Genomic DNA, 24,342 nt, shown 5'->3' with positions numbered 1-24,342 from the left:
TTTTCCTTTTCATTCTTATAAATAGTGAATCATGGCTTGCTGATCCTCAGTCCAAGTAACCTGACTTTGAACTCCATATACAGTTTGCAATGACTCAGGGGTGATGGTCTCCTTTGGAGTCCCTTGGTAAAGAATTTCTCCCTCTTTCATTAGATAGAGATAATCCGAATAGCGACAAGCAAGTTGAATATCATGTAGGACAGCTAGAACATTGACCTTGAGATTTTTCACAATGGCCAACAAGTCTAGCTGATACTTGATATCCAAGTGATTGGTTGGTTCGTCTAGGAGTAAGAGAGTCGGTTCTTGCGCCAAGGCGCGGGCTAGTAAGACTCGCTGTTTCTCCCCTCCTGACAGAGACGAATAGAGACGAGTTTTCTTCTCAAGCATATCTACCTTGACAAGAGCATCTTGAACGAGGGCATAATCCCTTTCCTTTTCCTTCTGTAGAAAAGAGAGGTGGGGAGTTCTGCCCAGCAAGACGATTTCCTCAACTGTACAATCAAACTGCAATTGATTAAACTGGGTTACAACTGCCATTTGCTTGGCTGTTTCTTTGAGCATCCATTGTTCCAGAGGCTTTCCATCTAGGCTTATCAAGCCTTTGTCCACCTTTTCCTGACGATAGAGGAGTTTAAGTAGACTGGTTTTTCCACTTCCATTTGGTCCTAGTATCGTGTGAAATTGATGCCCTTCAACCTTAAGAGAGACTCCTTTGAGGATTTTTTTCTCTCCTAGTCCAAAGTGGACATCTTGACAAATCAAGTCCATATCAGGCCCTCACCTCCCTTCGCCTACCTCCAACAATGTAAATAAAGAAGGGAGCACCTACCAAGGCCGTGAAAATACCAATAGGCAACTCAGCATTTGGAATAGTGACACGAGAGAGTACATCTGCCCAGATAACAAAGAGGGCACCTAGTAAAGTCGCAACAGGAAAAAGTCTCCTGTAATTCGTTCCTACTAACCCTCGAGCTAAGTGAGGAGTAATCAGACCGACAAATCCAATAATCCCACAGGTTGCCACTAAGACTGCTGTTAGCACAGCCACCATGGTCACATAAAGATACCAATAAAAGCGTAAGGGAATCCCCAAAGTTAAAGCAGCCTCATCTCCCATCATCATCGCATTAAAAACACGATACTGAGTAGAGAAAAATAGAAAGGCTATTCCTACTACTATAGTTGGCAGGACCAAGTCTGCCCAGGAAGTCCCAGCGAGCGAGCCCATGGTCCAAAACTTAATGGTCATCACACTATCCGCATTAGCGCCAACTGAGATAATAAAGTTGGAAAATGCCAGAAAGAGAGCGTTGACCACCGTTCCTGATAAAATCAGACTAGAAGTCGTCATCCTTCCCTGCATAGAAGCAATGATGAGGACAGCAATTGTTGCTAAAATCGCTCCAAGAAAAGCGCCAAGGCTAATCATCATTTTCAAACCAAGAATGATGCTTAGGGTTGCCCCTAGAGTTGCACCAGCAGAGATGCCTAAGACATAGGGCTCAGCGATAGGATTGTTCACTGCGGACTGCATCACGCTACCACACATAGAAAGGCCTGCTCCTACTATCAGACCTAACAATACTCGAGGGAATCTCATGTTCCATACAATGGCAAGAGTGGACTTGGAAACCTCTCCTATCTCAAGAGGAAATCCTAACCTGCTCAAAATAATCCGATAGGTATCTCCTAGATCAATCGCAACAGATCCCATTGAAACTGCTAGAAAGAGAGAAATCCCTAAAATACCTAGCAAAATAACTAAAAGTAACACAAATTGCTGGTCTTGTCGGCTTCCAGAAAATTTGGAAAGCATGCAAACCTCCTTTGATAGAATCTTAAAAATTTAGAAAATTCTCATGAAAAGTATACCATATTTTCAACAATGGAACAAGATGAGAAAGAATGAATATAGTTGGTTTTATTGTGCTAGGAACCGTAACCGAAGATCATACTTGAGTATATCGAGGTAAGGCGACAATATAAAAAGCCCTCTGAAGTCAGAGAGCTAATTTGAGCTCGGGCTAAAATCCTAGTGAAACAAAAAAATCTACACGGTCAGAAAAGTCTCTATCGTGCCATTTTCATACATGATGTATAGTCCAAGTAGAATGAATACTAAGGGCACAATGATTCGCTCGTATTTTTCAATTGTCTCGAATATTAACGGAATAGAGGATAACACCCGACTAATCTCGCATAAGATAATTATGCCGATTACAAACACAAGCAAGGCCACGAGGGTCTGTGACCAATCTAGCGAAGCAAAATAAGGTATATAGATACCTAAATTATCTCCGCCAGACGCAATTGTCAGCAATGTAACTGTCCAAAACAGTTGATTTGCCTTGCTTTGTTCTAATCTTTCAATAATTTCTTCCTCTTCTTCCTCTTCTTCCTCACCTTCTCCAACAATTGCAAAGCGAATCCCTAAATAGATAGGGATTAAACCAAGCAATCCGACCATCCATTCTTCAGGCACGAAATTAACGACATAAGCAGCAACTAAACTCGCCCCTACAAGTAAGCCTGTGCCTAGATATTGCCCCGCATAAATATGCCATTTTTGTTTATTCTGTGATAGCTGTGCAAATAAAATAAATAAAATAATTAAATAATCGATACTGGTGGAAATATAAACACCAATAGCGGATATGATTGTCTGTCCCATAAAAAACCTCCTGTATTGGTCAGTAATAAATCAGCAGATTTTAGGAGAGCACAGACACATTAATTTAGCTATCGCTAGTGGGTAATGTCGAACATAGGAAAGCATTTTACTCCTCCTCAAAACGTAGTTACAAAGTAATTTCTAACTGGAATTCGGTGACTACTTCCATGTAAAGTATAACATACTATACTTTACTTCGTAAAGTGTGGGCTCTCCGAGGGGGCTTGCAGACAGCTACTCGGCTTTTCAAGCCGAGTAGCTACGCACCCTTATGGTGTAATTAGCTGATACCATTTGAGGTTTTTGTAGTCTCCAAAATTGTGACCGATAAAACCTCAATAAAAAAGCCCTCTGAAAATCAGAGAGCTGATTTGAGCCCGGGCTAAAATCCTAGTGAAAAAGATGAAACTCCTTGTGTTCATCGAACACGGTGTCCTTTCCCTATTTTCATACGGATTTTTGACGCCCTTAGCATCATAATTCTTGCTGGATAAACCGTTTATAGACTAGGCGGTAAGCCGAAGATTGTACAAAATTTTTAGTGAAACAAAAAAATCTCCCCGAAGGGAGATCATTCTGGTTTATTTTACCTTACAGTGCTAGGAACTGTAACCGAAGATTATACTTGAGCATACCAAAGTAAGGTGACAAAAGTAAAAAAGCTACCCAATTTAGAGTAGCTTCATTATCAAGATATGCTCAATTGAACACGGCCTAAGCACTTGGCAAAAAAGATAAAATCTCCTAGAAACTGAAGTTTCTTCGTCAATTTTCCTATTTTTGCTTTGTGCTTTTGACGGCCTTTGTATCTTGAATTAGCGACGAAGTCCTAGAGAGTTGATTAACTCACGGTAACGGTTAACGTCGTTTTTACGCAAGTATGCAAGCAAGTTACGACGGCGACCGATTTTCTTCATCAATCCACGGTAAGTAGCGTGGTCTTTTTTGTGTTGTTTGATGTGTTCGTTAAGGTGGTTGATTTCCCAAGTAAGGACAGCAACTTGAACCTCTACTGAACCTGTATCACCTTCGTGACGTGCATATTGTGCGATGATTTCATTTTTTTTCTCTTTTGAGATTGCCATGATGTTTCTCCTTTTTATTTGGCTTCATCCGAGTGACAGGTTGGCATGCCTGTAACCAAGAAGAAGTTATTTGTCTTTACGACAATCCCTATTCTACCAATAACTAACTTCTTTGTCAACAGATTTACTTTCTTGTTTTAAATATGCTATAATAATCATAGTAAGAAATCCAAGTTGTCTGTTTTTTAAAACGAGGTGATTATCATGCCTAGATTCTATTCCCATCTCCCCTATTATTTGGTCATCTTTTTCTTTTACTGGCCACTTTATGAGTTGTTACCACTAATCATTTCTGACCCCCTTTTTCTCAAGAGTCTCTACGTAAATAATATTCTCTTCTTTACACCTCTGGTAATCTTGATTGTATCGCTACTTTATAGCTACCGTTTCCGTTTTTCACTTTGGTGGTTAATTGGTAACGGACTGCTCTTTTGCTTTACTATCATAACCTTTGGTGAGTTTATACTAATTTACTTGCTAATCTATGAAACCTTGGCTCTGGTGGGCATGGCTTCCGGTATTGGCATCAAGCATATTCTACAAAAATGAAAAACAAAAAACTTTCACAAAATCCTTGAAAAATCTCACAATCATGCTATAATAATCCATAGAGACAAGTCACTTAGTCCCTTTCTACTAGAGAGTGCGTGGTTGCTGAGAACGCATAGAAAGACTATACTGATACTACTCTACTGACTTTTATGCAAACATAAAACGGTGGCCACGTTAGAGCCAATCAGAGGTGTCCCTCTCTTTTGAGGTACATAAATGAAGGTGGAACCACGTTGCGACGTCCTTTTGAGGATGTCGCTTTTTGTTTTTCTAGCTTTCACAATTCTCTATCCCTGTTTTCAGAATAGGGTTAACACATTCGTCAATAATATAAGTAAGGAGAACATCATGATTAACATTACTTTCCCAGATGGCGCTGTTCGTGAATTCGAATCTGGCGTTACAACTTTTGAAATTGCCCAATCTATCAGCAATTCCCTAGCTAAAAAGGCCTTGGCTGGTAAATTCAACGGCAAACTCATCGACACTACTCGTGCTATCACTGAAGATGGAAGCATCGAAATTGTGACACCTGATCACGAAGATGCCCTTCCAATCTTGCGTCACTCTGCTGCTCACTTGTTCGCCCAAGCAGCTCGTCGTCTTTTCCCAGACATTCACTTGGGTGTTGGTCCAGCTATCGAAGATGGCTTCTACTATGATACTGACAATACTGCTGGTCAAATCTCTAACGAAGACCTTCCTCGTATCGAAGAAGAAATGCAAAAAATTGTCAAAGAAAACTTCCCATCTATTCGTGAAGAAGTGACTAAAGATGAAGCCCGTGAAATCTTCAAAAATGACCCTTACAAGTTGGAATTGATTGAAGAACACTCAGAAGACGAAGGCGGTTTGACCATCTATCGTCAGGGTGAATATGTAGACCTTTGCCGTGGCCCTCACGTCCCATCAACAGGCCGTATCCAAATCTTCCACCTTCTCCATGTAGCAGGTGCTTACTGGCGTGGAAATAGCGACAACGCTATGATGCAACGTATCTATGGTACAGCTTGGTTTGACAAGAAAGACTTGAAAAACTACCTTCAAATGCGTGAAGAAGCTAAGGAACGTGATCACCGCAAACTTGGTAAAGAGCTTGATCTCTTCATGATTTCTCAAGAGGTTGGTCAAGGGCTTCCATTCTGGTTGCCAAATGGTGCGACTATTCGTCGTGAGTTGGAACGCTACATCGTTGACAAAGAGTTGGCTTCTGGCTATCAACACGTTTACACTCCACCACTTGCTTCTGTTGAGCTTTACAAGACTTCCGGTCACTGGGATCATTACCAAGAAGACATGTTCCCAACTATGGACATGGGTGACGGGGAAGAATTCGTCCTTCGTCCAATGAACTGCCCGCACCACATCCAAGTCTTCAAACACCATGTTCACTCATACCGTGAGTTGCCAATCCGTATTGCCGAAATCGGTATGATGCACCGTTATGAAAAATCTGGTTCCTTGACTGGTCTTCAACGCGTACGTGAAATGTCACTCAACGACGGTCACCTCTTCGTTACTCCAGAGCAAATCCAAGAAGAATTCCAACGTGCCCTTCAGTTGATTATCGATGTTTATGAAGATTTCAACTTGAATGAATACCGCTTCCGTCTCTCTCTTCGCGACCCTCAAGATACTCACAAGTACTTTGACAACGATGAGATGTGGGAAAATGCCCAAACCATGCTTCGTGCAGCTCTTGATGAAATGGGCGTTGACTACTTTGAAGCCGAAGGTGAAGCAGCCTTCTACGGACCAAAATTGGATATCCAGGTTAAGACTGCCCTTGGTAAAGAAGAAACACTTTCTACTATCCAACTTGACTTCTTGCTTCCAGAACGCTTCGACCTCAAATACATCGGAGCTGATGGTGAAGAGCACCGTCCAGTGATGATTCACCGTGGGGTTATCTCAACTATGGAACGCTTCACAGCGATCTTGATTGAGAACTACAAGGGTGCCTTCCCAACATGGCTTGCACCACACCAAGTAACCCTCATCCCAGTATCTAACGAAAAACACGTGGACTACGCTTGGGAAGTAGCTAAGAAACTCCGTGACCGTGGGGTCCGTGCTGATGTGGATGAGCGCAATGAAAAAATGCAGTTCAAGATCCGTGCGTCACAAACCAGCAAGATTCCTTACCAGTTGATTGTTGGGGACAAGGAAATGGAAGACGGAACAGTCAATGTTCGCCGCTACGGCCAAAAAGAAACACAAACTGTCTCAGTTGATGACTTTGTTCAAGCTATCCTAGCTGATATCGCCAACAAATCACGAGTTGAGAAATAAGAGACAAAACCTGGAATAAAATCCCAGCTACCTAAAAAGCAACAACTATTTCAGCTGTTGCTTTTTATATTTTATTTAACCCGAGCTAGTAGTGATTAACCAAACCACCACACAAGATTTGCTTTCATGAGTTAGACAAGGTCAATATCCTCATTCCTTGTCTGCTTCATTTTCTTTTACGAGATCGTTTTGTGAATCTTTTTCAGAGAGTTTTTGATCAATATACTTGTCAATGTTTTCATAAAATTCCTTGGTCGCTTCACTATCTAATGTTGGCGAGTTCTGAACTTGATTCACTTTCAATTGAACAGATTGAATACCGTAAGAGGCTTGTTTTTGGTGGAGTGTTTCTAATTCTTCTTCTGAAATCGGATCTCCAACAACCGTCAAGACCAATTCATTGTTACTTGACTTGTAGACTTGATTAATAACCGTATAATTGGCGAACTCTTTTCCTACAAACTGTTTGATTCCTTCTTTTCTCGCTTGATCTATCGTCAGAGTGATTGCTGAATAGCTAGCTGGAAGAATCAATAATACAATCAAGGATATCAACCCAATTCTCATTTTAATATTTAGCTCTTTAAATGAACTTAAGGGAGATTTTCTCATCATAATTCTTGTTCCAACAATGTTAGTTATCATGATAAAGACACAGTTGATCAAGAAAAGATAGAGAGCCCCCAATAAAAATCGTACATTCCCATTAGCTAAACCATAGCCAGCAGTACAGATAGGCGGCATCAAAGCTGTAGCAATGGCTACTCCTGGCACGATATTGTTTGCTTCTTTTTTCCTTGAACCGATCACACCAGCAATCCCACCAGCAATAGCAATGAGAACATCCCAAATGGTTGGAGAGGTTCGTGCGATCAACTCGCTACTTGCATAAGACAAGGGAGAAATCCAGAAATACAGAGTCGAGACAAGCAAACTGACCAACACTTGAGTCAATAAAACCTCTAGAGATTGCTTGATTAAACGCGTATCAAAAATAGCTAAACCGAATCCCAGTCCAACAATCGGTGTCATGAGAGGTGAAATTAACATGGCTCCAATAATAACAGCTGTTGAATTCATATTTAGACCGATAGAGGCAATAAAAATTGCACACATCAAAATCGCTGTATCTCTCAATCGAACATGAAGGTCATCGTATAATTTCTCACGGTATTCCCGTGTTGAATAATTGGCAGTCATTTGTCCTCTCCTCTTTCCTTATTTAAATCGGTATAATAATTAATAATAACAGCTGATAAACAGCCAAAAAATATGAGCCCATAAATCGTCAAGAAGACACTGGTAATCCTTCCAATCAAGGTCACAGCTAGGAGATCCCCGTAGCCGACAGTCGTCGAAGTCACAAAAGCATACCAAAGACCGTCTCCGTAATTTGTGATAGCAGGTTCAACTAGGAAAAGCACGCCTCCTGACCCAAAAACAAAGGTCACAAAACTCAGAGCAAACCGAGTAAAACCCGTAACCTGTATAATATGCCATAACATTTTTAAACGTCTCATTTGTTCTCCTTATTCATACTAGCTCCTGACCGAGCCGTTTTTTCCAATAATCAAAGTGAAGATAGGACATGATCTCCATCAGAGAAAGATAGACAAACTGATAGATCTGATTTAAGCTGATTATCAACTGATATTGTTTGAAAAATGACTGGAAGAAAGACCAGATATGACTGTCTTGAATCAGTCCCTTCTTAACATCAGACAGGATATTAGCTAAAGCTCCCAAGGACTGAAACGGTAAATCCTTGACATTTATATAGATCCGGTCCACCACATCATTCAGACTGGTATCTTGGATGGCATGAAATTCTCCAAAGAGAACTCCTGCCGCTCCAAGAGTAGAAACAAATTCCACCAAATAATTTCTGAGGAAATTTTCTCAACCTTTTCCCATAATGTGTTTAGTGCCATCCATAACGATCCCAACCAGAAAAAGGAAAGAAAACAAGCAAAGAAATTTTGCCGTAAATCCCAAAAAGCTTCAAGACTTGGTGTTGTTGGTTTTTCTAACTCTAAAATCAAGATGGTCATAATAATTGCTAGAACAGCATCTGTCAATACAATTAATCTGTCTTTCTTCATCGGATTGCATCCCCTTTCTTTTTTGTAACATTCTATCTTATCGCATAATATTGGATATTCTTTCATAATCCGACTACAAACAAAAATAAACCAAAAAGTCTGTCCCTATTATGCTATATTTAACTCTAGAAGTATTCATCCATCTAATTAATAAGTATATCATATTTCACAATAAATGAATACTATCAAAGATTCATCCCCTTTCACTTCATCATTTAGTGTTGCTTAGATTTATCAAAAACAACCAAATTTGTATTAATTTCAAGTATCACCTAGTTACAAAAATTTGGGGTGAACAGAAAAAGCATCCCGTATTTTTGATACGAAATGCTTTCAATAAGTTTAAATAAGTTTTAACGTTTACTAAATTGTGATGCTTTACGAGCTTTTTTCAAGCCTGGTTTGGAAAGTATGAATTTCAGTTGGACTAAAAACAGCGTAATATCAAGACTTTTCTCCGCTTTTATAAAAGCGTTTTTCCAATCAAATTCAACTAATTTTATCTAAATGGTGTGGATTTTACCCCCAAAATTACAGAGAATGGAGCTGATAAACACTAAACGTTCACACCATTAGTTAAATGATTTTTTTCATCATTTTTCTTAGATGATAGAACTTCTAATTTATTTCTTATTCAAGCAAAAACAACCTGCTATAAGTAAGAAAGAGGAAGATACAAGAAAAACACGGCGTAAAAACCGATTCAGTTCATTGTCCTCAATCCTTGTCTGCTTCATTTTCTTTTACGAGATCGTTTTGTGAATCTTTTTCAGAGAGTTTTTGATCAATATACTTGTCAATGTTTTCATAAAATTCCTTGGTCGCTTCACTATCTAATGTTGGCGAGTTCTGAACTTGATTCACTTTCAATTGAACAGATTGAATACCGTAAGAGGCTTGTTTTTGGTGGAGCGTTTCTAATTCTTCTTCTGAAATCGGATCTCCAACAACTGTCAAGACCAATTCATTGCTACTTGACTTGTAGACTTGATTAATGACCGTATGATTGGCGAACTCTTTTCCTACAAACTGTTTGATTCCTTCTTTTCGCGCTTGATCCATCGTCAGAGTGACTGCTGAATAGCTGGCTGGAAGGACCAATAATACAATCAAGGATATCAACCCAATTTTCATTTTAATGTTTAGCTCTTTAAATGAACTTAAGGGAGATTTTCTCATAAAAATTCTTGTTCCAACAATGTTGATTAGCATGATAAAGACACAGTTGATCAAGAAAAGATAAAGAGCCCCAAATAAAAATCGTACATTTCCATTAGCTAAACCATATCCTGCAGTGCAGATAGGTGGCATCAGAGCTGTTGCAATGGCTACTCCTGGCACGATATTGTTTGCTTCTTTTTTCCTTGAACCAATGAAACCTGCTATCCCACCAGCAATAGCAATGAGAACATCCCAAATGGTTGGAGAGGTTCGTGCAATCAATTCGCTACTTTCATAAGATAAAGGAGAAATCCAGAAATACAGAGCTGAGACAAGCAAGCTGACCAATACTTGAGTAAATAAAACCTCTAGAGATTGCTTGATTAAACGCGTATCAAAAATAGCTAAACCAAACCCCAGTCCAACAATCGGTGTCATAAGAGGGGAAATCAGCATGGCTCCAATAATGACAGCCGTTGAATTCATATTTAGGCCGATAGAGGCAATAAAAATCGCACACATCAAAATCACTGTATCTCTTAATCGAACATGAAGATCATCATATAATTTCTCACGATATTCACGTGTTGAATAATTTCCAGTCATTGGTTACTCCTTTTATTTCATATACTCTTGTTTCTGCTTAGATGGTGGCAGAGAGACTTCTTTTCAATTTTACATATTTTAATTCTCACCTGTCATTCTTTTGAAAATAATCCTTTAAATATCCATCAGTCCATCCTTGATATTATATCAAAAATTTTACAACCTTTCTCTGAAGAAATCTATCAATTGAACAGATAGAGGAAGCAAGAAATTTTTGTTTCCTTATCCAAAGAACAAAAGACTGCATCTCTTATAAAAGAAGATGCAGTTTAATAAATAAGCGTGATGAGTTTGTTTGACAACCCATTGCTCCATTTTGATTTTTTCAACCGAAAACGCCCAAGCAAATAATTTACTAGGATACACAGTTAAAGATAAAAAAGCCCAGTTGTCTTATCCTGGGCTCTTATCTATCATGCTCACTCAATTATCAGATTTATATCGGAAAACTTAATTCTTACTGTCGTTCCTTTTCCAACCTCAGACTCGATACGAATCTGGTGCCCCAGTTCTTCAGAAATTTTCTTAGATAGATAGAGGCCAAGTCCAGATGACTGCTGAGTTAGGCGTCCATTATATCCTGAGAAGCCACGTTCAAAGACTCGGAGGACATCACTGTTTTTTATCCCGATTCCCGTATCCTTGATACAAAGCTCTTGCCCCTCCATATAAATCTCCAGACCACCTTCCTTGGTGTACTTGAGACTGTTTGAGATGATTTGCTCAATAACCACTAGCAGCCACTTTTTATCCGTCACGATTTCTTTATCAAGGTCATGTAGATTGACATTTAGGCCTTTTTGAATAAAGAAAAGAGCATATTTACGAATTATTTCCTTGACCAAATCCTCAATTTGAACCTGCTTTAAGACCAAATCATCATGAAAACTTTCTAAACGCAGGTATTGTAAAACTAGATTGGTATAGGAGTCAATCTTGAAAATTTCCTGTTCTAATTGCTGCTTCAGTTGGCGGTCGGCTACTTCTGCAACTAAGAGTTGACTGGCTGCAATGGGGGTCTTAATCTGATGGACCCACAAGGTATAGTAATCCAGCAAATCCGTCAGTTTTCTTTCTGAATCTGATTTCTGCTGATAGAGTTCCATCTCACGCGCTTCTAATTTTTCTGCTAAAGCTATTTCCAAAGGAGATTTGGCTTCCCTCTCCCCATAGAGAATTTCCTGGCGATAGACCTGCATTTCCACCAATATGTCCCAAGTGAAAAATAAGATGGTTACAAAGCAACACAAGAGGAAAAAGTAGAGAAAGTAAGTTCCTAAACTTGCAAATAAAAACTGAAAAAGTAAAACCAGAAACGTCAAAGAAAGCAGATAGACAAACAGACGACTACGGGAGCGCAGATAGGCTAGAAAAAATTGTTTCCAATCAAGCATGCTTCAGTCCGTACCCTATTCCTTTCTTGGTCTCGATAAATCCTACCAAGCCCTGCTCTTCCAATTTTTTACGCAAACGAGCCACATTAACTGAGAGGGTATTATCATCAATGAAAAAGTCACTATTCCAAAGTTCTCGCATGAGGTCATCACGTGCTACAATATTGCCTGCATGCTCAAATAAAACGCGTAAAATCTGAAACTCATTCTTGGTCAAATTCAAGACTTGCCCTTGATAATGTAAATCCATTGATTTGGTATTGAGGATAACACCAGCGTATTCCAGTAAACTCTCGTCACGCCCAAACTCATAGGAACGGCGCAACAAGCCCTGAACCTTGGCTAAAAGAACCTGCTGGTCAAAAGGCTTGGTCACAAAGTCATCCGCCCCCATATTGATTGCCATGACAATATCCATAGCCTGATCTCTCGAAGACAGAAACATGATAGGCACCTTGGAAATCTTGCGGATTTCCTGACACCAGTGATAGCCATTAAACAAAGGCAGTCCAATATCCATGAGGACCAGATGAGGCTCCGACTGGACAAAAAGACTCAAAACTTCCATAAAGTCTTCTACCAGCACCACTTCAAATCCCCATTCAGAGAGCATTTTCCCGACCTGTTGACGAATAACCTGATCATCTTCTACTAATAAAATCTTGTGCATGCGCTCCTCCTTTTCTATTATTATAACAGATTTTTCAATGCTAGAAGATCTGAAACTGAATTTGAAGCAGCTTGTTTTTAGGCAACAAAATGAGGCAATCCTACTAGCTAATTTAAGGGAAATTTGATAAGATAAATAAAAAGAAAGGAGCTCTTATGGCCAATATTTTTGACTATCTGAAAGATGTCGCACACGATTCCTTTTACGACCTACCTTTGAATGAATTAGATGTTTTAGCCTTAACAGAAACCACCTACCTCTCCTTTGATAATCTGGTCTCCACAGCTCCTCAGCGACTTTTAGACCTGGCACCTCAGGTTCCAAGAGAATCTAACATGTTGACCAGTAAAAATCGCCTCCAGCTATTAGATGAACTAGCTCAACACAAGCGCTTCAAAAATTGCAAACTCTCCCATTTTATCAACGACATCGACCCTGAGCTGCAAAAGCAATTTGCGGCTATGACCTACCACCTCACTCTCGATACCTATCTGATTGTCTTTCGTGGGACAGATGACAGTATCATTGGCTGGAAGGAAGATTTCCACCTGACTTATATGAAGGAAATTCCTGCTCAAAAGCATGCCCTCCGCTATTTAAAGAACTTTTTTGCCCACTATCCTAAGCAAAAGGTCATTCTGGCTGGGCATTCCAAGGGAGGAAATCTAGCTATCTATGCTGCTAGTCAAATTGAGAAAAGCTTGCAAAATCAAATCACAGCAGTTTATACCTTTGATGCGCCTGGTCTCCACAAAGAACTGACACAAACTGAGGGCTATCAAAGGATAATGGATAAAACCAAGGTCTTCATTCCACAAGGTTCCATCATCGGTATGATGTTGGAAATTCCTGCCCACCAAATCATCGTTCATAGCACTGCCTTGGGTGGCATCGCCCAGCACGATACCTTTAGTTGGCAGATTGAGGATAAGCACTTCGTCCAACTGGATAAGACCAATAACGATAGTCAACAAGTAGACACAACCTTCAAAGAATGGGTGGCCACAGTCCCTGACGAAGAACTCCAGCTCTACTTCGACCTCTTCTTTGGCACCATTCTAGATGCTGGGATTAGCTCCATTAATGACCTATCTTCCTTCAAGGCTATTGAACACATTCATCATCTCTTTGTCCAAGCTCAATCCCTCACTCCAGCAGAAAGGGAAACCATGGGACGCCTTACCCAATTATTGATTGATACCCGTTACCAAGCCTGGAAGAATAGATAATACCTTTCAAAAATCAAATATATATAAAACAAAAGACCTAGAATACATACTCTCATGTGCATTCTAAGTCTTTTTAAATAGAATCTGACTACCAAATAATCCCTTTGTAGGCTATCAAAATGAGGGCTAATAGCAGGACATAAAAGGCAAGGAAAAGCCATTTCATTTTGACACAGAGAGCTATGTACTCCCGAATAAAAGCAGATGGTATATAGTAGCCTGCCGTCCTACATCCAAGGCCATCTCCCTTCATTTTTAACTTACGAGCATAGGTACTTGTTCTAAAGACATGATAATCATTTGTTACAAAGAGGAATTGAGGTTTGGCTACCAGCTTCTCACCAAGTTCCTTAGAAAAGAGAAGGTTCTCGTAGGTAGTCCTTGATTGGTCCTCCAGGATAATCCCATCTTGGGGAACATCGGTCTCTTCAAGCAGATAGTTTGTAATAGCCTGCGCTTCAGAAATCTTCTCATCTCCTCCTTGACCACCACTAGCAATGATTTTGATATGAGGATTCTTAGAATTGTGGTAAGCTTCTACTGCCTTATCAATTCTCCTCTTTAGCAAAGGTGTTACCTTTTCTCCGTCTAACAAACCTGCACCATGAATGATGATAAAATCATAATGCTTCTTCTTAGGAATAAAGAGATACAAGATAGAGTACAACATAAAACCCACAAAAGCAAAACCAAAAATAAAGTAAGAATAAGCAATAAATGCAAATAAAATGTTTAGAAAGTGATTGGTGTAAAATAATTCATTTCTATCACCCAATCGAAATGACATCAAGGCAAAAAATAACAAAATGACTATTCCAAGGAGCATTGAGAGATAATTAGCCTTTGAACGTCCCTCTCGCTTCAGCAAGATAAGGCCATTATAGATTAAAAAGATGCCACTTAGAAAAAGCAGTATCGGAAGTAAAATAAAGGGAAATATAAAAAAAGCGAAATGAATCTTCTCATACCCATTTTGATAAAAAAGGTAGCCTAGATAAAAATAACTGGAAATGAGGGATAATAAAAATAATACTGGATTCCACAAACTTCTATTATCTATCCAAAATGACAGTATAAAGGCTAATACAATTCCTATAACGAGATACATTTCTTCCTCCTTTAATGACTACATTTTATCATAATTAGCTAAAGAGAAAAAGAGGGCATCTCTCTCTTATTCCTTCATTTGACTCTCTGCATCTGCCACGACTTGCTCTAGACTGGTCTGACCAAGTTCAGCCTCCATAGCCAGCTGAATTCTCTCCAATTTTTGATCCAAAACATCATGAATATGAGCTCCAACTGGGCAATTTGGATTTGGATTGTCATGGAAACTAAAGAGTTGACCAGTCTTACCAAGACACTCAACCGCTTGATAAACATCTAAAAGACTAATGTCTTTGAGATCCTTAACAATCTCTGTTCCCCCTGTTCCGCGCGCTACTGAAATCAGTTCAGCCTTCTTCAACTGGGACAAGGTCTTTCTGATAATGACAGGATTGACCCCGACACTAGCAGCCAGAAAATCACTGGTCACCTTGCTTTCCTTCCCCTTGAGGGCAATGATTATCAGCATATGAGTCGCAATGGTAAATCTACTTGGAATTTGCATACTCTTCTCCTTTTTACGAGGCTAGCCTACCTCTACTCTTCTCTTTCTTTTATTATACCCTTTTTGGTTGTAATGTCAATTATTACCACTTTTCAACCAAGCATCTAATTCCCTATCATAGCCCTCTTTCTGGGCCAATTCTCTCAGAAATTCCTGATGATGAGTATGGTGGATACCATTGACTAGACTTTCATAATAAACCTCAAAATAGGGAAGTTTGAGGTCTTTAGCCAACTGCAATTCAGCTGCCACATCGTAGTCCACCCGTCGGAAGTCCATATCTACCAAGCCCTTGTCATCAAACTCCAAAATCATATACTGGGCCCGCAAGTCCTTCCGCAACTGGGCATCTAGAAAGAAAGGTTGACCAATCGAACCTGGATTGACAATCAATTGCCCACCAGTCCCGTAACGAAGCAACTGCTGGTGAATATGACCATAAACAGCAATATCACAAGGGGGATTGGTCACCAAGCGGTCAAAGTCCTCTTGTGATCCAGTATGAATCAACTCTCGCCCCCAGTTCTTATCAGGAAGATGGTGGCTAATTCCCACCGTCAAATCCCCAAACTGACGATGAAGCTGGAGAGGTTGATTGTGGAGCATTTCGATTTCTTCTAGGGAAATTTCCTCTAAAACATACTGGCACTGTCGCAAGAGATAGCGTTGACTGGGACGAGTACTATCCAATTCCTTGCGGACACCATGCCAAAGACTGTCTTCCCAGTTTCCCAAAACTCTAGCCGTAATCGGTAGTTGAGCCAACAAATCCAAAATCCTTCTACGCCCTGTCCCTGGCATGAGAATGTCTCCCAAAAGCCAGTATTCATCCACTCCTAGCTGCCGCGCATCTGCTAAAACTGCCTCTAAAGCAGTGGTATTACCATGAATATCTGAAAGAAGAGCTATTTTCGTCATATCCATCTCCTCGTTTTTTCTCTTGCAATAAGTATAACATAAAAAGTCACAGCTAGAGAAATCTAGCTTTTTTTGATATACTAGATATAGATATTAGACAAGAGGAAGCGAATGACCCCGAATAAAGAAGACTATCTAAAATGTATTTATGAAATTGGCATAGATTTGCATAAAATCACCAACAAGGAAATTGCGGCTCGCATGCAAGTCTCTCCCCCTGCCGTAACTGAAATGATTAAACGGATGAAGAGCGAAAACCTCATCCTTAAGGACAAGGAATGTGGCTATCTACTGACTGACCTCGGCCTCAAATTGGTCTCTGAGCTCTATCGTAAGCATCGCTTGATTGAAGTTTTTCTAGTCCATCATTTAGACTATACAAGTGACCAGATTCACGAGGAAGCTGAGGTCTTGGAACATACTGTCTCTGACCTGTTCGTGGAAAGACTGGATAAATTGCTAGGATTTCCCAAGACCTGTCCTCATGGAGGAACTATTCCTGTCAAGGGAGAACTCTTAGTTGAAATCAATAACCTGCCACTAGCTGATATCAAGGAAGCTGGCGCCTACCGCCTGACTCGGGTGCACGATAGTTTTGACATTCTCCATTATCTGGATAAGCACTCACTTCGCATCGGTGATCCTCTCCAAGTCAAGCAGTTTGATGGCTTCAGCAATACCTTCACTATCCTCACTAAAAATGAAGATTTACAAGTGAATATGGACATTGCCAAACAACTCTATGTCGAGAAAATCAACTAATTTCTCAAGTCCCCCACTAACCCTGAAAGTTTAATTTTCAGGGTTTTATTTCTATCATTTGATTTTGCTTTTATTTAATTGTAGAATATTTGTAAAAAAAAAGAAAGATAGTTTAAACTATGAAAAAATCACTAAAAATTTTTGCTACATCTAAATGGTTTGACCTCTTCGGAGTTGCTTTGGTCGTTGGAATTGCGATCGCATCTGGCTATCTTAACTCCCGTCTCGATAAATTCGTAGACTGGGGACCATGGACAGCTCTTGTTCCCTTTGGATTCATTTCCGTAACCAATGTTGGAATTTCCATGTTGTCCACTCGTTTCACGGGAAAATTAAGCAAATGGGGAAATTACTTTGGTATTGTTAATACCATTTTGTCCGGCACCATTGATTATATCCTGGGAAATAAGGCGGCCATCATTACCTATCCTGTCACCTTCCTCATTTATACCTTTGCTATTAAGAAATGGGAAGCTTCGCAAGAAGGTAGACCCAACCAAATGAGCCAAAAACAGTTAAAATTGGCGGCCATCATCATTTCCATCATCGCCTTCCTCTTTGCCTTTGTGACAAACTATATCGGCTATGGAGGAAAGATGAATCTCCTTGCCTACGTAACAACTATTGCCTTTGCACTGTCCCTCATTGCAAATGCTTTTAACGCATTGAAACTAACAACTCAGTGGGGCTTTTGGTTGATTTACAATTTCGTTCAGCTGACAAAAGCTGGTATTCAAGGAAACTTCGCCAATATCGGAAAATACATCTTTTATATCCTCAATGCAATCGGAGCTTTATTTGTATGGAATGATGAAGAAGTAAGATAATAGAAGAAAACTTAAATAAAAAAACAAGTCGACTTAAGAGAATCTCCCTTCTGCTATTTTTATCATTTTACTTGTAACTCCCATTCTTTTGGAGTAGAATGAAGTTAGATAAAAGAGGGAGGTCATCTTATGAAAAAACTCTTTAGAATCCATTTTACAGCAATTGCAGTCATCGATTTGCTACTTTTCGCATTTTTTAACAAAAGACCCGAGACATCTTTGGAGTGGCTCTTGCTCTCTGGTTTTATTTTCCTCCTTACTCAAGGACTCCTGTTATTTCGCTTGGTTGTCCGACTCAAACATCAATTCGCTGAGATTTATCCTCAAATCAATAAAAAGATTCGCTTCTACTATTTAGGGGTTCTCTCCATTGATTTTCTATTTTTTGTCCTCTTAGCCTTCATTAGTTCTCAGCGTTTTTACTCTCTTATGCCAATCATCACTGCTTGTCATTCTACTTTTTATTATATGACGGCTGACTACCTAAGAGAACACTATCCAGATTTTTACGATAAACACATCTCTTTATGGGAGTGTCTCTAAGGAAAAGGAGGTTTTAGCATGAAAAAAATCATCTACATCAAAACCATTGAGCTCCTTGTCATTGATGGAATCATGCTGGCATTCTTGACATTTAAAGAGGGACTTACTTGGGATTGGATTTTGATTTATAGCGGTTGGCTCATTTTCTTTCATCCTGTGCTATTGACCTATCTTTCAAACCAACTTTGTGACCACTTTGGTCAACTCTATTCCCAGATTAGACCAAGATTCTGGCGCTTTGCCTTACAAATCCTCCTATGGGATATCCTGATGATTCTCTCCTTGCTGTTTTTAAGGGGTATCCCACTTTTCCTCCAGGGAACTCTCCTCATCCTAGGACATTTCATCCCTTCCTATCGCATCTGCCAAAGCCTGAAACAAGATTTCCCCAAGGCCTATCAGGAACAGATTGCATTTTGGAGTATTTTGTGATAGATAAGAAAGACCAAGCCGACTAGGCTTGGTCTTTCTTATCTATTTTTAGTATCTAGGATAATGGTGACTGGTCCGTCATTGATCAGCTCAACCTGCATATCCGCTCCAAAAATGCCTGTCTGAACGGGAACTTCTTGCGCTAATTTTTGATTGAAAGCATCATAGAAATCTGATGCCATATCAGGCTTGGCTGCGCCTGTGAAGGCTGGACGATTGCCTTTCTTGGTATCCGCAAAGAGGGTAAACTGAGAAATAGAGAGGATTTCTCCTTCAATATCTTTGACAGACAGGTTCATCTTGCCTTCTGCGTCTGAAAAAATCCGCATGTTGACAAGCTTTCTCACAGCATAGTCCAAATCTTCCTCTTGGTCCTCTGGTCCAACACCAACCAGCAATAAGAGTCCCTGATTGATTTTTCCCTGAACCTGACCTTCGATACTCACTTGGGCTTTTGTAACCCTTTGGATAATGATTTTCATAATAGCCTTTCTAGTAAGAGCTAGGGCAATTAACCGTTAGTCCGTTTGACAGAGTAAACTTCTGGCACACTCTTAATCTTATCCACGACCGAAGTCAGCGTCGAGAGGTTGGCAATGCCGAAGGATACATGGATATTAGCAAACTTCATATCCTTGGTTGGTTGAGCGTTGACCGTTGAAATATTCTTGGTTGTGTTTGAAAGAACTTGCAGTACATCGTTCAACAGTCCTGTACGGTTGAGGCCGTAGATATCGATATGAGCCATATACTCCTTATTTGAGCTAGAGTACTGGTCTTCCCATTCCACATCAAGGAGACGTTGCTCGTAGTTTTCTTGGGCACGCAGGTTCATACAGTCCACACGGTGAATAGCCACACCACGCCCCTTGGTGATATAGCCAACAATATCGTCACCAGGAACAGGATTACAACACTTGGCAATCCGCACTAGGAGACCTGAGGCACCTTCAATGACCACTCCACCCTCATGCTTAACCTTGAGGGTTTCTTTGTTCTCAACCTTAACCTCGCCACCCTTGACAAGTTCTTCTGCCTCAGCCTTGGCCTTGGCACGTTCTTCTTCACGACGTTCCTTTTCAGTCAGACGGTTAAAGACAGTAATCGCACCGATTTCTCCAAAACCAATAGCCGCAAAGAGGGATTCTTCTGTCTTGTAGCTAGTCTTTTGCAGAACTTGATCCATGTGACGCTTGTCCATGAATTTATTGGCCACATAGCCATTTTCTTGGAACTGAGCCATCAACATTTCACGACCCTTGTTGACAGACAATTCCTTATCTTGGTTTTTAAAGAACTGGCGAATCTTGTTACGGGCCTTGCTGGTCTTAACCATATTGAGCCAGTCTCGGCTCGGCCCAAATGAGTTCGGATTGGTGACAATTTCGACCTGATCCCCTGTCTTGAGCTTGGTTGTCAGTGGAACCATACGGCCATTGACCTTGGCACCAGTTGCTTTTTCCCCGACTTTTGTATGGATTTCGTAGGCAAAGTCAATCGGTCCTGAATCTTTGGGAAGAGAACGGACAGCACCATCTGGAGTAAAGACGTAAATCTCCTCAGCCAGATAGTTTTCCTTAACTGAATCGACAAATTCCTTGGCATCATCAGCCTGGTCTTGGAGTTCCATCATCTCCTTGATCCAGTTCATCCCAATAGCTGATTCCTTGCTGTTAACCTGCCCCTTGATGCCCTTCTTATAAGCCCAGTGAGCTGCAACCCCGTACTCAGCCACCTCGTGCATTTCCTTGGTCCGAATCTGGAATTCAATCGGCCCTTTTGGCCCATAGACAGTCGTATGGATAGACTGATAACCATTAGCCTTGCGGTTAGCGATATAGTCTTTGAAACGACCTGGCATTGGTTTCCAAAGTTCATGCACATAACCAAGCATGGCATAAACATCACTTTGGGTATCTAAAATACAGCGAATAGCAATCAGGTCATAGATTTCCTCAAAACGCTTTCTCTTATCCTGCATTTTGCGAAAAATCGAGTAAATATGCTTGGGACGACCGTAAATCTTCCCATTTAGATGACGATCTGTCGTATATTCCTCTAATTTTGTGACCACCTCATCCACCAAGGCTTCACGCTCTCTGCGTTTTTCCTTCATCATATGGGTAATCTTGTAAAACTCCGTTGGGTTGAGATAACGGAAAGATAGGTCTTCCAGTTCCCATTTGACGCTAGAAATCCCCAGACGGTGAGCAAGAGGTGCATAGATTTCCATAGTTTCTTTGGAAATGCGCTCCTGCTTGTCTTTTCGAAGGTGTTTAAGCGTCCGCATATTGTGCAAGCGGTCAGACAGTTTGACCAAGATAACACGGATGTCCTCAGACATGGCCATGAGCATCTTGCGATGATTTTCTGCCAACTGCTCTTCGTGAGACTTGTATTTAACTTTACCAAGCTTGGTAACCCCATCTACGATTACCCGCACATCAGGACCAAACTCCCTTTCCAAATCGTCCAAGGTCGCTTCTGTATCTTCTACCACATCATGCAAGAAACCACAAGCTACTGTTACAGCATCCAACTTGAGCTTAGCTAAAATACCTGCCACTTGGATGGGGTGAATGATATAAGGCTCACCTGATTTGCGATATTGACCACTATGGCATTCAACGGCGTAAACCAAGGCCTTATGGACAAAAGCCACATCTTCTTCCGATAAATATTTCTGTGTTAAAGCGACAACTTCTTCGCCTGTTAAATTCACTTCTTTTGGCATCTCTACTCTCCAATTCTTCCTACCATTTTATCACTTTTTTAAGAATATGAAAACTAGAAAAAGAGGATTCTAAAGCTTATTCAAGTTGTTGGGAAGGAGGATAAAAAAAGATTTACACTAAAACAATAAAATTATCTGATTTTCATCTATCTTTTTGGATATAGGCCACACTAAAAGTCAGTGAAATGAAAATACATTCTTCTTTTTTCAATAAATAAGGTTTGATATTTTGGTAATTTTTTAACCTTTTTAGTGTATAATGGTAATATAAACAGTTTTTTTACGATAATTACTGAATTTTCATTTTTCTAGAAAGGCAAACAACATGAAATCACACAAAAGACTGACACTTTTAGCTTTGGCTATTCTTGGCTTATCAAGCCAAGTCGTTTTAGCTGACTATACGAGTCATTCCACTACTGCCCCTATGGCTAGTTCAACTAGTAGCTCAATAAATACTTCCACTAGCAGTTCTACAAATACTTCTACTAGCAGTTCTCAAACTAGTACTGAAACTTCGTCAAGTACAGCTAGTTCAAGTGAGCAAGAAAGCAAACCTTCTCTTTCCACAGAAACCAAACCCAATCAACCTATACAAACTGGCTGGGTAAAAGAGGGGAACAAGTGGACTTTTTATAGTCAAACTGGGGTCAAATTTGCAGATACCCTCTATGATGGTTATTTCTTTGATAGTCATGGCTACTTGCTTGAAAACAGCTGGTACCAAATGGGAAATAATTGGTACTATATCAATGGTTCAGGTAAATATTTATCCAACCAATGGAGCCAAATCAATGGCAAGTGGTATGCTTTTGATGGCTACGGTAGAATGTTGGCCAATGTCTGGAAAGGCGATTACTACCTCAAATCCAGCGGTGCTATGGCAGATAAGGAATGGGTCTACGACCAAAGCTACTCTAGTTGGTTTTACCTCAAATCTGGCGGACGTTATGCCCAAAAACAATGGATTGGTTCCTACTACCTCAAATCTGGTGGCTACATGGCCCACAAGGAATGGATTTATGACCCAGACTATCAAGCTTGGTACTATCTTAAGGACGATGGTGTGTATGTTACAGGAACCTATGCTGTGGATGGTAAAAATCAGCTCTTCCAAGGGAATGGAAAATGGGTTCGTGAATTAGCACAAGGTTTTCAAAAAGGACATTACTCTAAAACTATCTTTCTCGATCCAGGACACGGTGGTAAGGATCGCGGGGCTTATTACTATGGCATAGCTGAAAAAGAATTGAACCTACAAGTTTATCGTAAGCTACGTAAACGACTAGAAGGACTCGGCTATACCGTTCTCACCTCTCGAGATAGTGATATAGACGTTGATTTTATTACCGAGCGTTCTCGTATGGTCAACAAGACCAATGCTGACTTTTTCATCAGCCTTCATTTCAATGCAAAAGGGAATGATACAACCGTTAATCTGGGTATCCAGACCTATTCTTACAAGGATGAACCTGGTTTCCCCAGCAAGATTAACAAGGATTGGCACAACAATCCTGAACGGATGAGTGAAAGTAATCGTCTCGCAGCCGATATCCATTCTTCACTGCTAGCTGAAACTGGAGCTAGGGATGCTGGGCTCTTGCAAGCAACCTTTGCTGTTCTCCGTGAAACAGCTAAACCAGCTGTTTTGTTGGAGATGGGATATATGGATAATCCGGAAGAAAACCAAAAAATCCGCAGCAGTGACTACCAAGATAAACTAGTTGAAGGGATTGTCAAGGGAATCCAAAAATATTATGCTGGTAATTAAAACAGTTTAAGCCTCGAACTAACTCGAGGCTTATTTTTTATCCAAACCATCTTCTTCTTTCTAGACCTATTTCCTTTCCCAGCTTATTCTCCCCAACTGTGCTATACTTAATTTATACTCAATGAAAATCAAAGAGCAAACTAGCCGCAGGTTGCTCAAAGCACCGCTTTGAGGTTGTAGATAAAGTTGACGCGGTTTGAAGAGATTTTCGAAGAGTATTAGTACATTCTTTGAGATTGGAGCTAGTATGAAAATCCATAAAACTGTGAATCCTGTTGCCTATGAAAACACCTATTACCTGGAGGGTGACAAACACCTCATCGTCGTTGATCCTGGTAGCCATTGGGAAGCCATTCGTCAGACCATCGAGAAGATCAACAAACCAATCTGCGCCATTCTATTGACCCACGCCCATTATGACCATATCATGAGTCTGGACTTGGTTCGTGAGACTTTTAGCAACCCTCCTGTCTATATCGCAGAGAGCGAAGCCAGCTGGCTCTACACTCCTGTCGATAATCTCTCTGGCCTCCCTCGTCATGATGATATGGCAGATGTGGTCGCAAAACCTGCAGAACACACCTTTGCCTTTCATGAAGAATATCAATTAGAGGAATTTCGTTTTACAGTCCTACCAACTCCTGGTCACTCTATCGGTGGTGTTTCTATCGTCTTTCCTGATGCTCACCTAGTTTTGACAGGAGATGCCCTGTTCCGTGAAACAATCGGACGAACGGACCTTCCGACTGGTAGCATGGAGCAACTCCTCCATAGTATCCAGACCCAACTCTTCACCCTACCAAACTACGATGTCTATCCAGGACATGGTCCAGCTACTACTATCGCTCACGAAAAAACTTTCAATCCATTTTTCTAGTAAAATGATGACAATGTCTATCGCATTTTAAGTACACTATCCAGCAAGTCTTTCCACTATAAAAGGCATCCTATCAAGGTTCTCACACCTGATTGGATGCC

The 24,342-nt window shown here is 40.4% G+C and carries 24 protein-coding genes and 1 pseudogene; 9 read left to right on the top strand and 16 right to left on the bottom strand.

Features of this window, described 5'->3' with window-relative positions; all coding sequences use genetic code 11:
* Positions 1-15 precede the first annotated feature (15 nt).
* The 4 genes from N8M16_RS04905 to rpsO all read right to left on the bottom strand — a co-directional run bounded on the left by N8M16_RS04905 (position 16) and on the right by rpsO (position 3,759).
* Positions 16-771: an ABC transporter ATP-binding protein gene (locus N8M16_RS04905; protein ID WP_261069726.1), complete on the bottom strand. Its 756-nt coding sequence runs from the start codon at positions 769-771 to the stop codon at positions 16-18.
* Position 772: 1 nt separating this feature from the next.
* Positions 773-1,819 carry a FecCD family ABC transporter permease gene (locus N8M16_RS04900; RefSeq protein ID WP_261069725.1) on the bottom strand — a complete coding sequence of 349 codons (1,047 nt, stop codon included), beginning with the start codon at positions 1,817-1,819 and terminating at the stop codon, positions 773-775.
* Positions 1,820-2,053: 234 nt separating this feature from the next.
* Positions 2,054-2,674 (bottom strand): CadD family cadmium resistance transporter, encoded by a 621-nt coding sequence (locus tag N8M16_RS04895; protein WP_000531713.1) that lies wholly within the window; start codon positions 2,672-2,674, stop codon positions 2,054-2,056.
* Between the two features lie 815 nt (positions 2,675-3,489).
* On the bottom strand, positions 3,490-3,759 hold the full coding sequence (gene rpsO, locus N8M16_RS04890) for a 30S ribosomal protein S15 (RefSeq protein ID WP_001018251.1): 270 nt from the start codon (positions 3,757-3,759) through the stop codon (positions 3,490-3,492).
* Positions 3,760-3,963: 204 nt separating this feature from the next.
* Between rpsO and N8M16_RS04885 the strand changes: the two are divergent.
* A pseudogene (locus N8M16_RS04885) lies at positions 3,964-4,337 on the top strand (hypothetical protein).
* Between the two features lie 322 nt (positions 4,338-4,659).
* Positions 4,660-6,603, top strand: coding sequence for a threonine--tRNA ligase (gene thrS / locus N8M16_RS04875; protein WP_033682071.1), 1,944 nt, complete (start codon positions 4,660-4,662; stop codon positions 6,601-6,603).
* Between the two features lie 150 nt (positions 6,604-6,753).
* Here the strand turns inward: thrS and N8M16_RS04870 are convergent, their stop codons facing one another.
* The 7 genes from N8M16_RS04870 to N8M16_RS04840 form a co-directional block, all read right to left on the bottom strand.
* Complete coding sequence (locus N8M16_RS04870; protein WP_261069723.1) at positions 6,754-7,803, bottom strand: DUF389 domain-containing protein; 1,050 nt, start codon at positions 7,801-7,803, stop codon at positions 6,754-6,756.
* Positions 7,800-8,123: a potassium channel family protein gene (locus tag N8M16_RS04865; RefSeq protein ID WP_001253404.1), complete on the bottom strand. Its 324-nt coding sequence runs from the start codon at positions 8,121-8,123 to the stop codon at positions 7,800-7,802. The genes N8M16_RS04870 and N8M16_RS04865 overlap by 4 nt, the downstream gene beginning before the upstream one ends.
* Before the next feature lie 13 nt (positions 8,124-8,136).
* Complete coding sequence (locus N8M16_RS04860; RefSeq protein ID WP_000397556.1) at positions 8,137-8,478, bottom strand: hypothetical protein; 342 nt, start codon at positions 8,476-8,478, stop codon at positions 8,137-8,139.
* On the bottom strand, positions 8,403-8,705 hold the full coding sequence (locus N8M16_RS04855; RefSeq protein WP_004240734.1) for a TMEM175 family protein: 303 nt from the start codon (positions 8,703-8,705) through the stop codon (positions 8,403-8,405). Before N8M16_RS04855 ends, N8M16_RS04860 begins: the two co-directional genes overlap by 76 nt.
* A gap of 717 nt (positions 8,706-9,422) precedes the next feature.
* Complete coding sequence (locus tag N8M16_RS04850) at positions 9,423-10,472, bottom strand: DUF389 domain-containing protein (RefSeq protein WP_261069722.1); 1,050 nt, start codon at positions 10,470-10,472, stop codon at positions 9,423-9,425.
* A gap of 419 nt (positions 10,473-10,891) precedes the next feature.
* Positions 10,892-11,866, bottom strand: a complete 975-nt coding sequence (locus tag N8M16_RS04845) for a sensor histidine kinase (RefSeq protein ID WP_261069721.1) — start codon at positions 11,864-11,866, stop codon at positions 10,892-10,894.
* Positions 11,859-12,536: a response regulator transcription factor gene (locus N8M16_RS04840; protein ID WP_000548991.1), complete on the bottom strand. Its 678-nt coding sequence runs from the start codon at positions 12,534-12,536 to the stop codon at positions 11,859-11,861. Before N8M16_RS04840 ends, N8M16_RS04845 begins: the two co-directional genes overlap by 8 nt.
* Before the next feature lie 155 nt (positions 12,537-12,691).
* Between N8M16_RS04840 and N8M16_RS04835 the strand changes: the two genes are divergently transcribed.
* On the top strand, positions 12,692-13,765 hold the full coding sequence (locus N8M16_RS04835) for a DUF2974 domain-containing protein (RefSeq protein ID WP_261069720.1): 1,074 nt from the start codon (positions 12,692-12,694) through the stop codon (positions 13,763-13,765).
* Positions 13,766-13,853: 88 nt separating this feature from the next.
* Here the strand turns inward: N8M16_RS04835 and N8M16_RS04830 are convergent, their stop codons facing one another.
* From N8M16_RS04830 to N8M16_RS04820, 3 genes are all read right to left on the bottom strand, one after another.
* The gene (locus N8M16_RS04830) at positions 13,854-14,873 is read right to left on the bottom strand and encodes a YdcF family protein (RefSeq protein WP_261069719.1); all 1,020 of its coding nucleotides are present in this window, start codon (positions 14,871-14,873) and stop codon (positions 13,854-13,856) included.
* A 66-nt stretch (positions 14,874-14,939) separates the two neighbouring features.
* Entirely contained in the window at positions 14,940-15,377 is a 438-nt protein-coding gene (locus tag N8M16_RS04825) for an Rrf2 family transcriptional regulator (protein ID WP_001166796.1), read from the bottom strand.
* A gap of 75 nt (positions 15,378-15,452) precedes the next feature.
* Complete coding sequence (locus N8M16_RS04820) at positions 15,453-16,295, bottom strand: metallophosphoesterase family protein (protein WP_261069718.1); 843 nt, start codon at positions 16,293-16,295, stop codon at positions 15,453-15,455.
* Positions 16,296-16,406: 111 nt separating this feature from the next.
* Here N8M16_RS04820 and N8M16_RS04815 point away from each other — a divergent pair, with 111 nt between their 5' ends.
* From N8M16_RS04815 to N8M16_RS04800, 4 genes are all read left to right on the top strand, one after another.
* Positions 16,407-17,057: a metal-dependent transcriptional regulator gene (locus N8M16_RS04815; RefSeq protein ID WP_261069717.1), complete on the top strand. Its 651-nt coding sequence runs from the start codon at positions 16,407-16,409 to the stop codon at positions 17,055-17,057.
* Between the two features lie 119 nt (positions 17,058-17,176).
* On the top strand, positions 17,177-17,884 hold the full coding sequence (locus N8M16_RS04810; protein ID WP_191962404.1) for a nicotinamide mononucleotide transporter: 708 nt from the start codon (positions 17,177-17,179) through the stop codon (positions 17,882-17,884).
* Positions 17,885-18,013: 129 nt separating this feature from the next.
* Positions 18,014-18,427 (top strand): hypothetical protein, encoded by a 414-nt coding sequence (locus N8M16_RS04805; RefSeq protein ID WP_261069716.1) that lies wholly within the window; start codon positions 18,014-18,016, stop codon positions 18,425-18,427.
* A gap of 18 nt (positions 18,428-18,445) precedes the next feature.
* Positions 18,446-18,859: a hypothetical protein gene (locus tag N8M16_RS04800; protein WP_023946192.1), complete on the top strand. Its 414-nt coding sequence runs from the start codon at positions 18,446-18,448 to the stop codon at positions 18,857-18,859.
* A gap of 38 nt (positions 18,860-18,897) precedes the next feature.
* On the opposite strand, the gene dtd is transcribed toward N8M16_RS04800, so the two are convergent.
* Entirely contained in the window at positions 18,898-19,341 is a 444-nt protein-coding gene (dtd, locus tag N8M16_RS04795; protein ID WP_023946190.1) for a D-aminoacyl-tRNA deacylase, read from the bottom strand.
* Positions 19,342-19,370: 29 nt separating this feature from the next.
* Entirely contained in the window at positions 19,371-21,593 is a 2,223-nt protein-coding gene (locus tag N8M16_RS04790; protein ID WP_261069715.1) for a RelA/SpoT family protein, read from the bottom strand.
* 325 nt (positions 21,594-21,918) lie between these two features.
* Between N8M16_RS04790 and N8M16_RS04785 the strand changes: the two genes are divergently transcribed.
* A complete protein-coding gene (locus tag N8M16_RS04785; protein ID WP_261069714.1) occupies positions 21,919-23,364 on the top strand; it encodes an N-acetylmuramoyl-L-alanine amidase in 1,446 nt (481 codons plus the stop codon).
* Positions 23,365-23,611: 247 nt separating this feature from the next.
* Positions 23,612-24,241: an MBL fold metallo-hydrolase gene (locus tag N8M16_RS04780; protein ID WP_261069713.1), complete on the top strand. Its 630-nt coding sequence runs from the start codon at positions 23,612-23,614 to the stop codon at positions 24,239-24,241.
* Positions 24,242-24,342: the final 101 nt, after the last annotated feature.

This window comes from Streptococcus mitis (assembly GCF_946188375.1).
GTDB lineage: Bacteria > Bacillota > Bacilli > Lactobacillales > Streptococcaceae > Streptococcus > Streptococcus mitis_CX.
This window is presented reverse-complemented; position numbering and strand designations above follow the sequence as displayed.

Excerpts from the sequence above, each read along its gene's own strand:
- N8M16_RS04810 (WP_191962404.1), top strand. The coding sequence starts at position 17,177 with ATGAAAAAATCACTAAAAATTTTTGCTACATCTAAATGGTTTGACCTC.
- N8M16_RS04820 (WP_261069718.1), bottom strand. The coding sequence starts at position 16,295 with ATGACGAAAATAGCTCTTCTTTCAGATATTCATGGTAATACCACTGCT.
- N8M16_RS04840 (WP_000548991.1), bottom strand. The coding sequence starts at position 12,536 with ATGCACAAGATTTTATTAGTAGAAGATGATCAGGTTATTCGTCAACAG.
- N8M16_RS04855 (WP_004240734.1), bottom strand. The coding sequence starts at position 8,705 with ATGAAGAAAGACAGATTAATTGTATTGACAGATGCTGTTCTAGCAATT.
- N8M16_RS04905 (WP_261069726.1), bottom strand. The coding sequence starts at position 771 with ATGGACTTGATTTGTCAAGATGTCCACTTTGGACTAGGAGAGAAAAAA.
- N8M16_RS04895 (WP_000531713.1), bottom strand. The coding sequence starts at position 2,674 with ATGGGACAGACAATCATATCCGCTATTGGTGTTTATATTTCCACCAGT.
- N8M16_RS04785 (WP_261069714.1), top strand. The coding sequence starts at position 21,919 with ATGAAATCACACAAAAGACTGACACTTTTAGCTTTGGCTATTCTTGGC.
- rpsO (WP_001018251.1), bottom strand. The coding sequence starts at position 3,759 with ATGGCAATCTCAAAAGAGAAAAAAAATGAAATCATCGCACAATATGCA.
- thrS (WP_033682071.1), top strand. The coding sequence starts at position 4,660 with ATGATTAACATTACTTTCCCAGATGGCGCTGTTCGTGAATTCGAATCT.
- N8M16_RS04845 (WP_261069721.1), bottom strand. The coding sequence starts at position 11,866 with ATGCTTGATTGGAAACAATTTTTTCTAGCCTATCTGCGCTCCCGTAGT.
- N8M16_RS04850 (WP_261069722.1), bottom strand. The coding sequence starts at position 10,472 with ATGACTGGAAATTATTCAACACGTGAATATCGTGAGAAATTATATGAT.
- N8M16_RS04815 (WP_261069717.1), top strand. The coding sequence starts at position 16,407 with ATGACCCCGAATAAAGAAGACTATCTAAAATGTATTTATGAAATTGGC.
- N8M16_RS04790 (WP_261069715.1), bottom strand. The coding sequence starts at position 21,593 with ATGCCAAAAGAAGTGAATTTAACAGGCGAAGAAGTTGTCGCTTTAACA.
- N8M16_RS04780 (WP_261069713.1), top strand. The coding sequence starts at position 23,612 with ATGAAAATCCATAAAACTGTGAATCCTGTTGCCTATGAAAACACCTAT.
- N8M16_RS04800 (WP_023946192.1), top strand. The coding sequence starts at position 18,446 with ATGAAAAAAATCATCTACATCAAAACCATTGAGCTCCTTGTCATTGAT.
- N8M16_RS04835 (WP_261069720.1), top strand. The coding sequence starts at position 12,692 with ATGGCCAATATTTTTGACTATCTGAAAGATGTCGCACACGATTCCTTT.
- N8M16_RS04900 (WP_261069725.1), bottom strand. The coding sequence starts at position 1,819 with ATGCTTTCCAAATTTTCTGGAAGCCGACAAGACCAGCAATTTGTGTTA.
- N8M16_RS04825 (WP_001166796.1), bottom strand. The coding sequence starts at position 15,377 with ATGCAAATTCCAAGTAGATTTACCATTGCGACTCATATGCTGATAATC.
- dtd (WP_023946190.1), bottom strand. The coding sequence starts at position 19,341 with ATGAAAATCATTATCCAAAGGGTTACAAAAGCCCAAGTGAGTATCGAA.
- N8M16_RS04805 (WP_261069716.1), top strand. The coding sequence starts at position 18,014 with ATGAAAAAACTCTTTAGAATCCATTTTACAGCAATTGCAGTCATCGAT.
- N8M16_RS04870 (WP_261069723.1), bottom strand. The coding sequence starts at position 7,803 with ATGACTGCCAATTATTCAACACGGGAATACCGTGAGAAATTATACGAT.
- N8M16_RS04865 (WP_001253404.1), bottom strand. The coding sequence starts at position 8,123 with ATGAGACGTTTAAAAATGTTATGGCATATTATACAGGTTACGGGTTTT.
- N8M16_RS04830 (WP_261069719.1), bottom strand. The coding sequence starts at position 14,873 with ATGTATCTCGTTATAGGAATTGTATTAGCCTTTATACTGTCATTTTGG.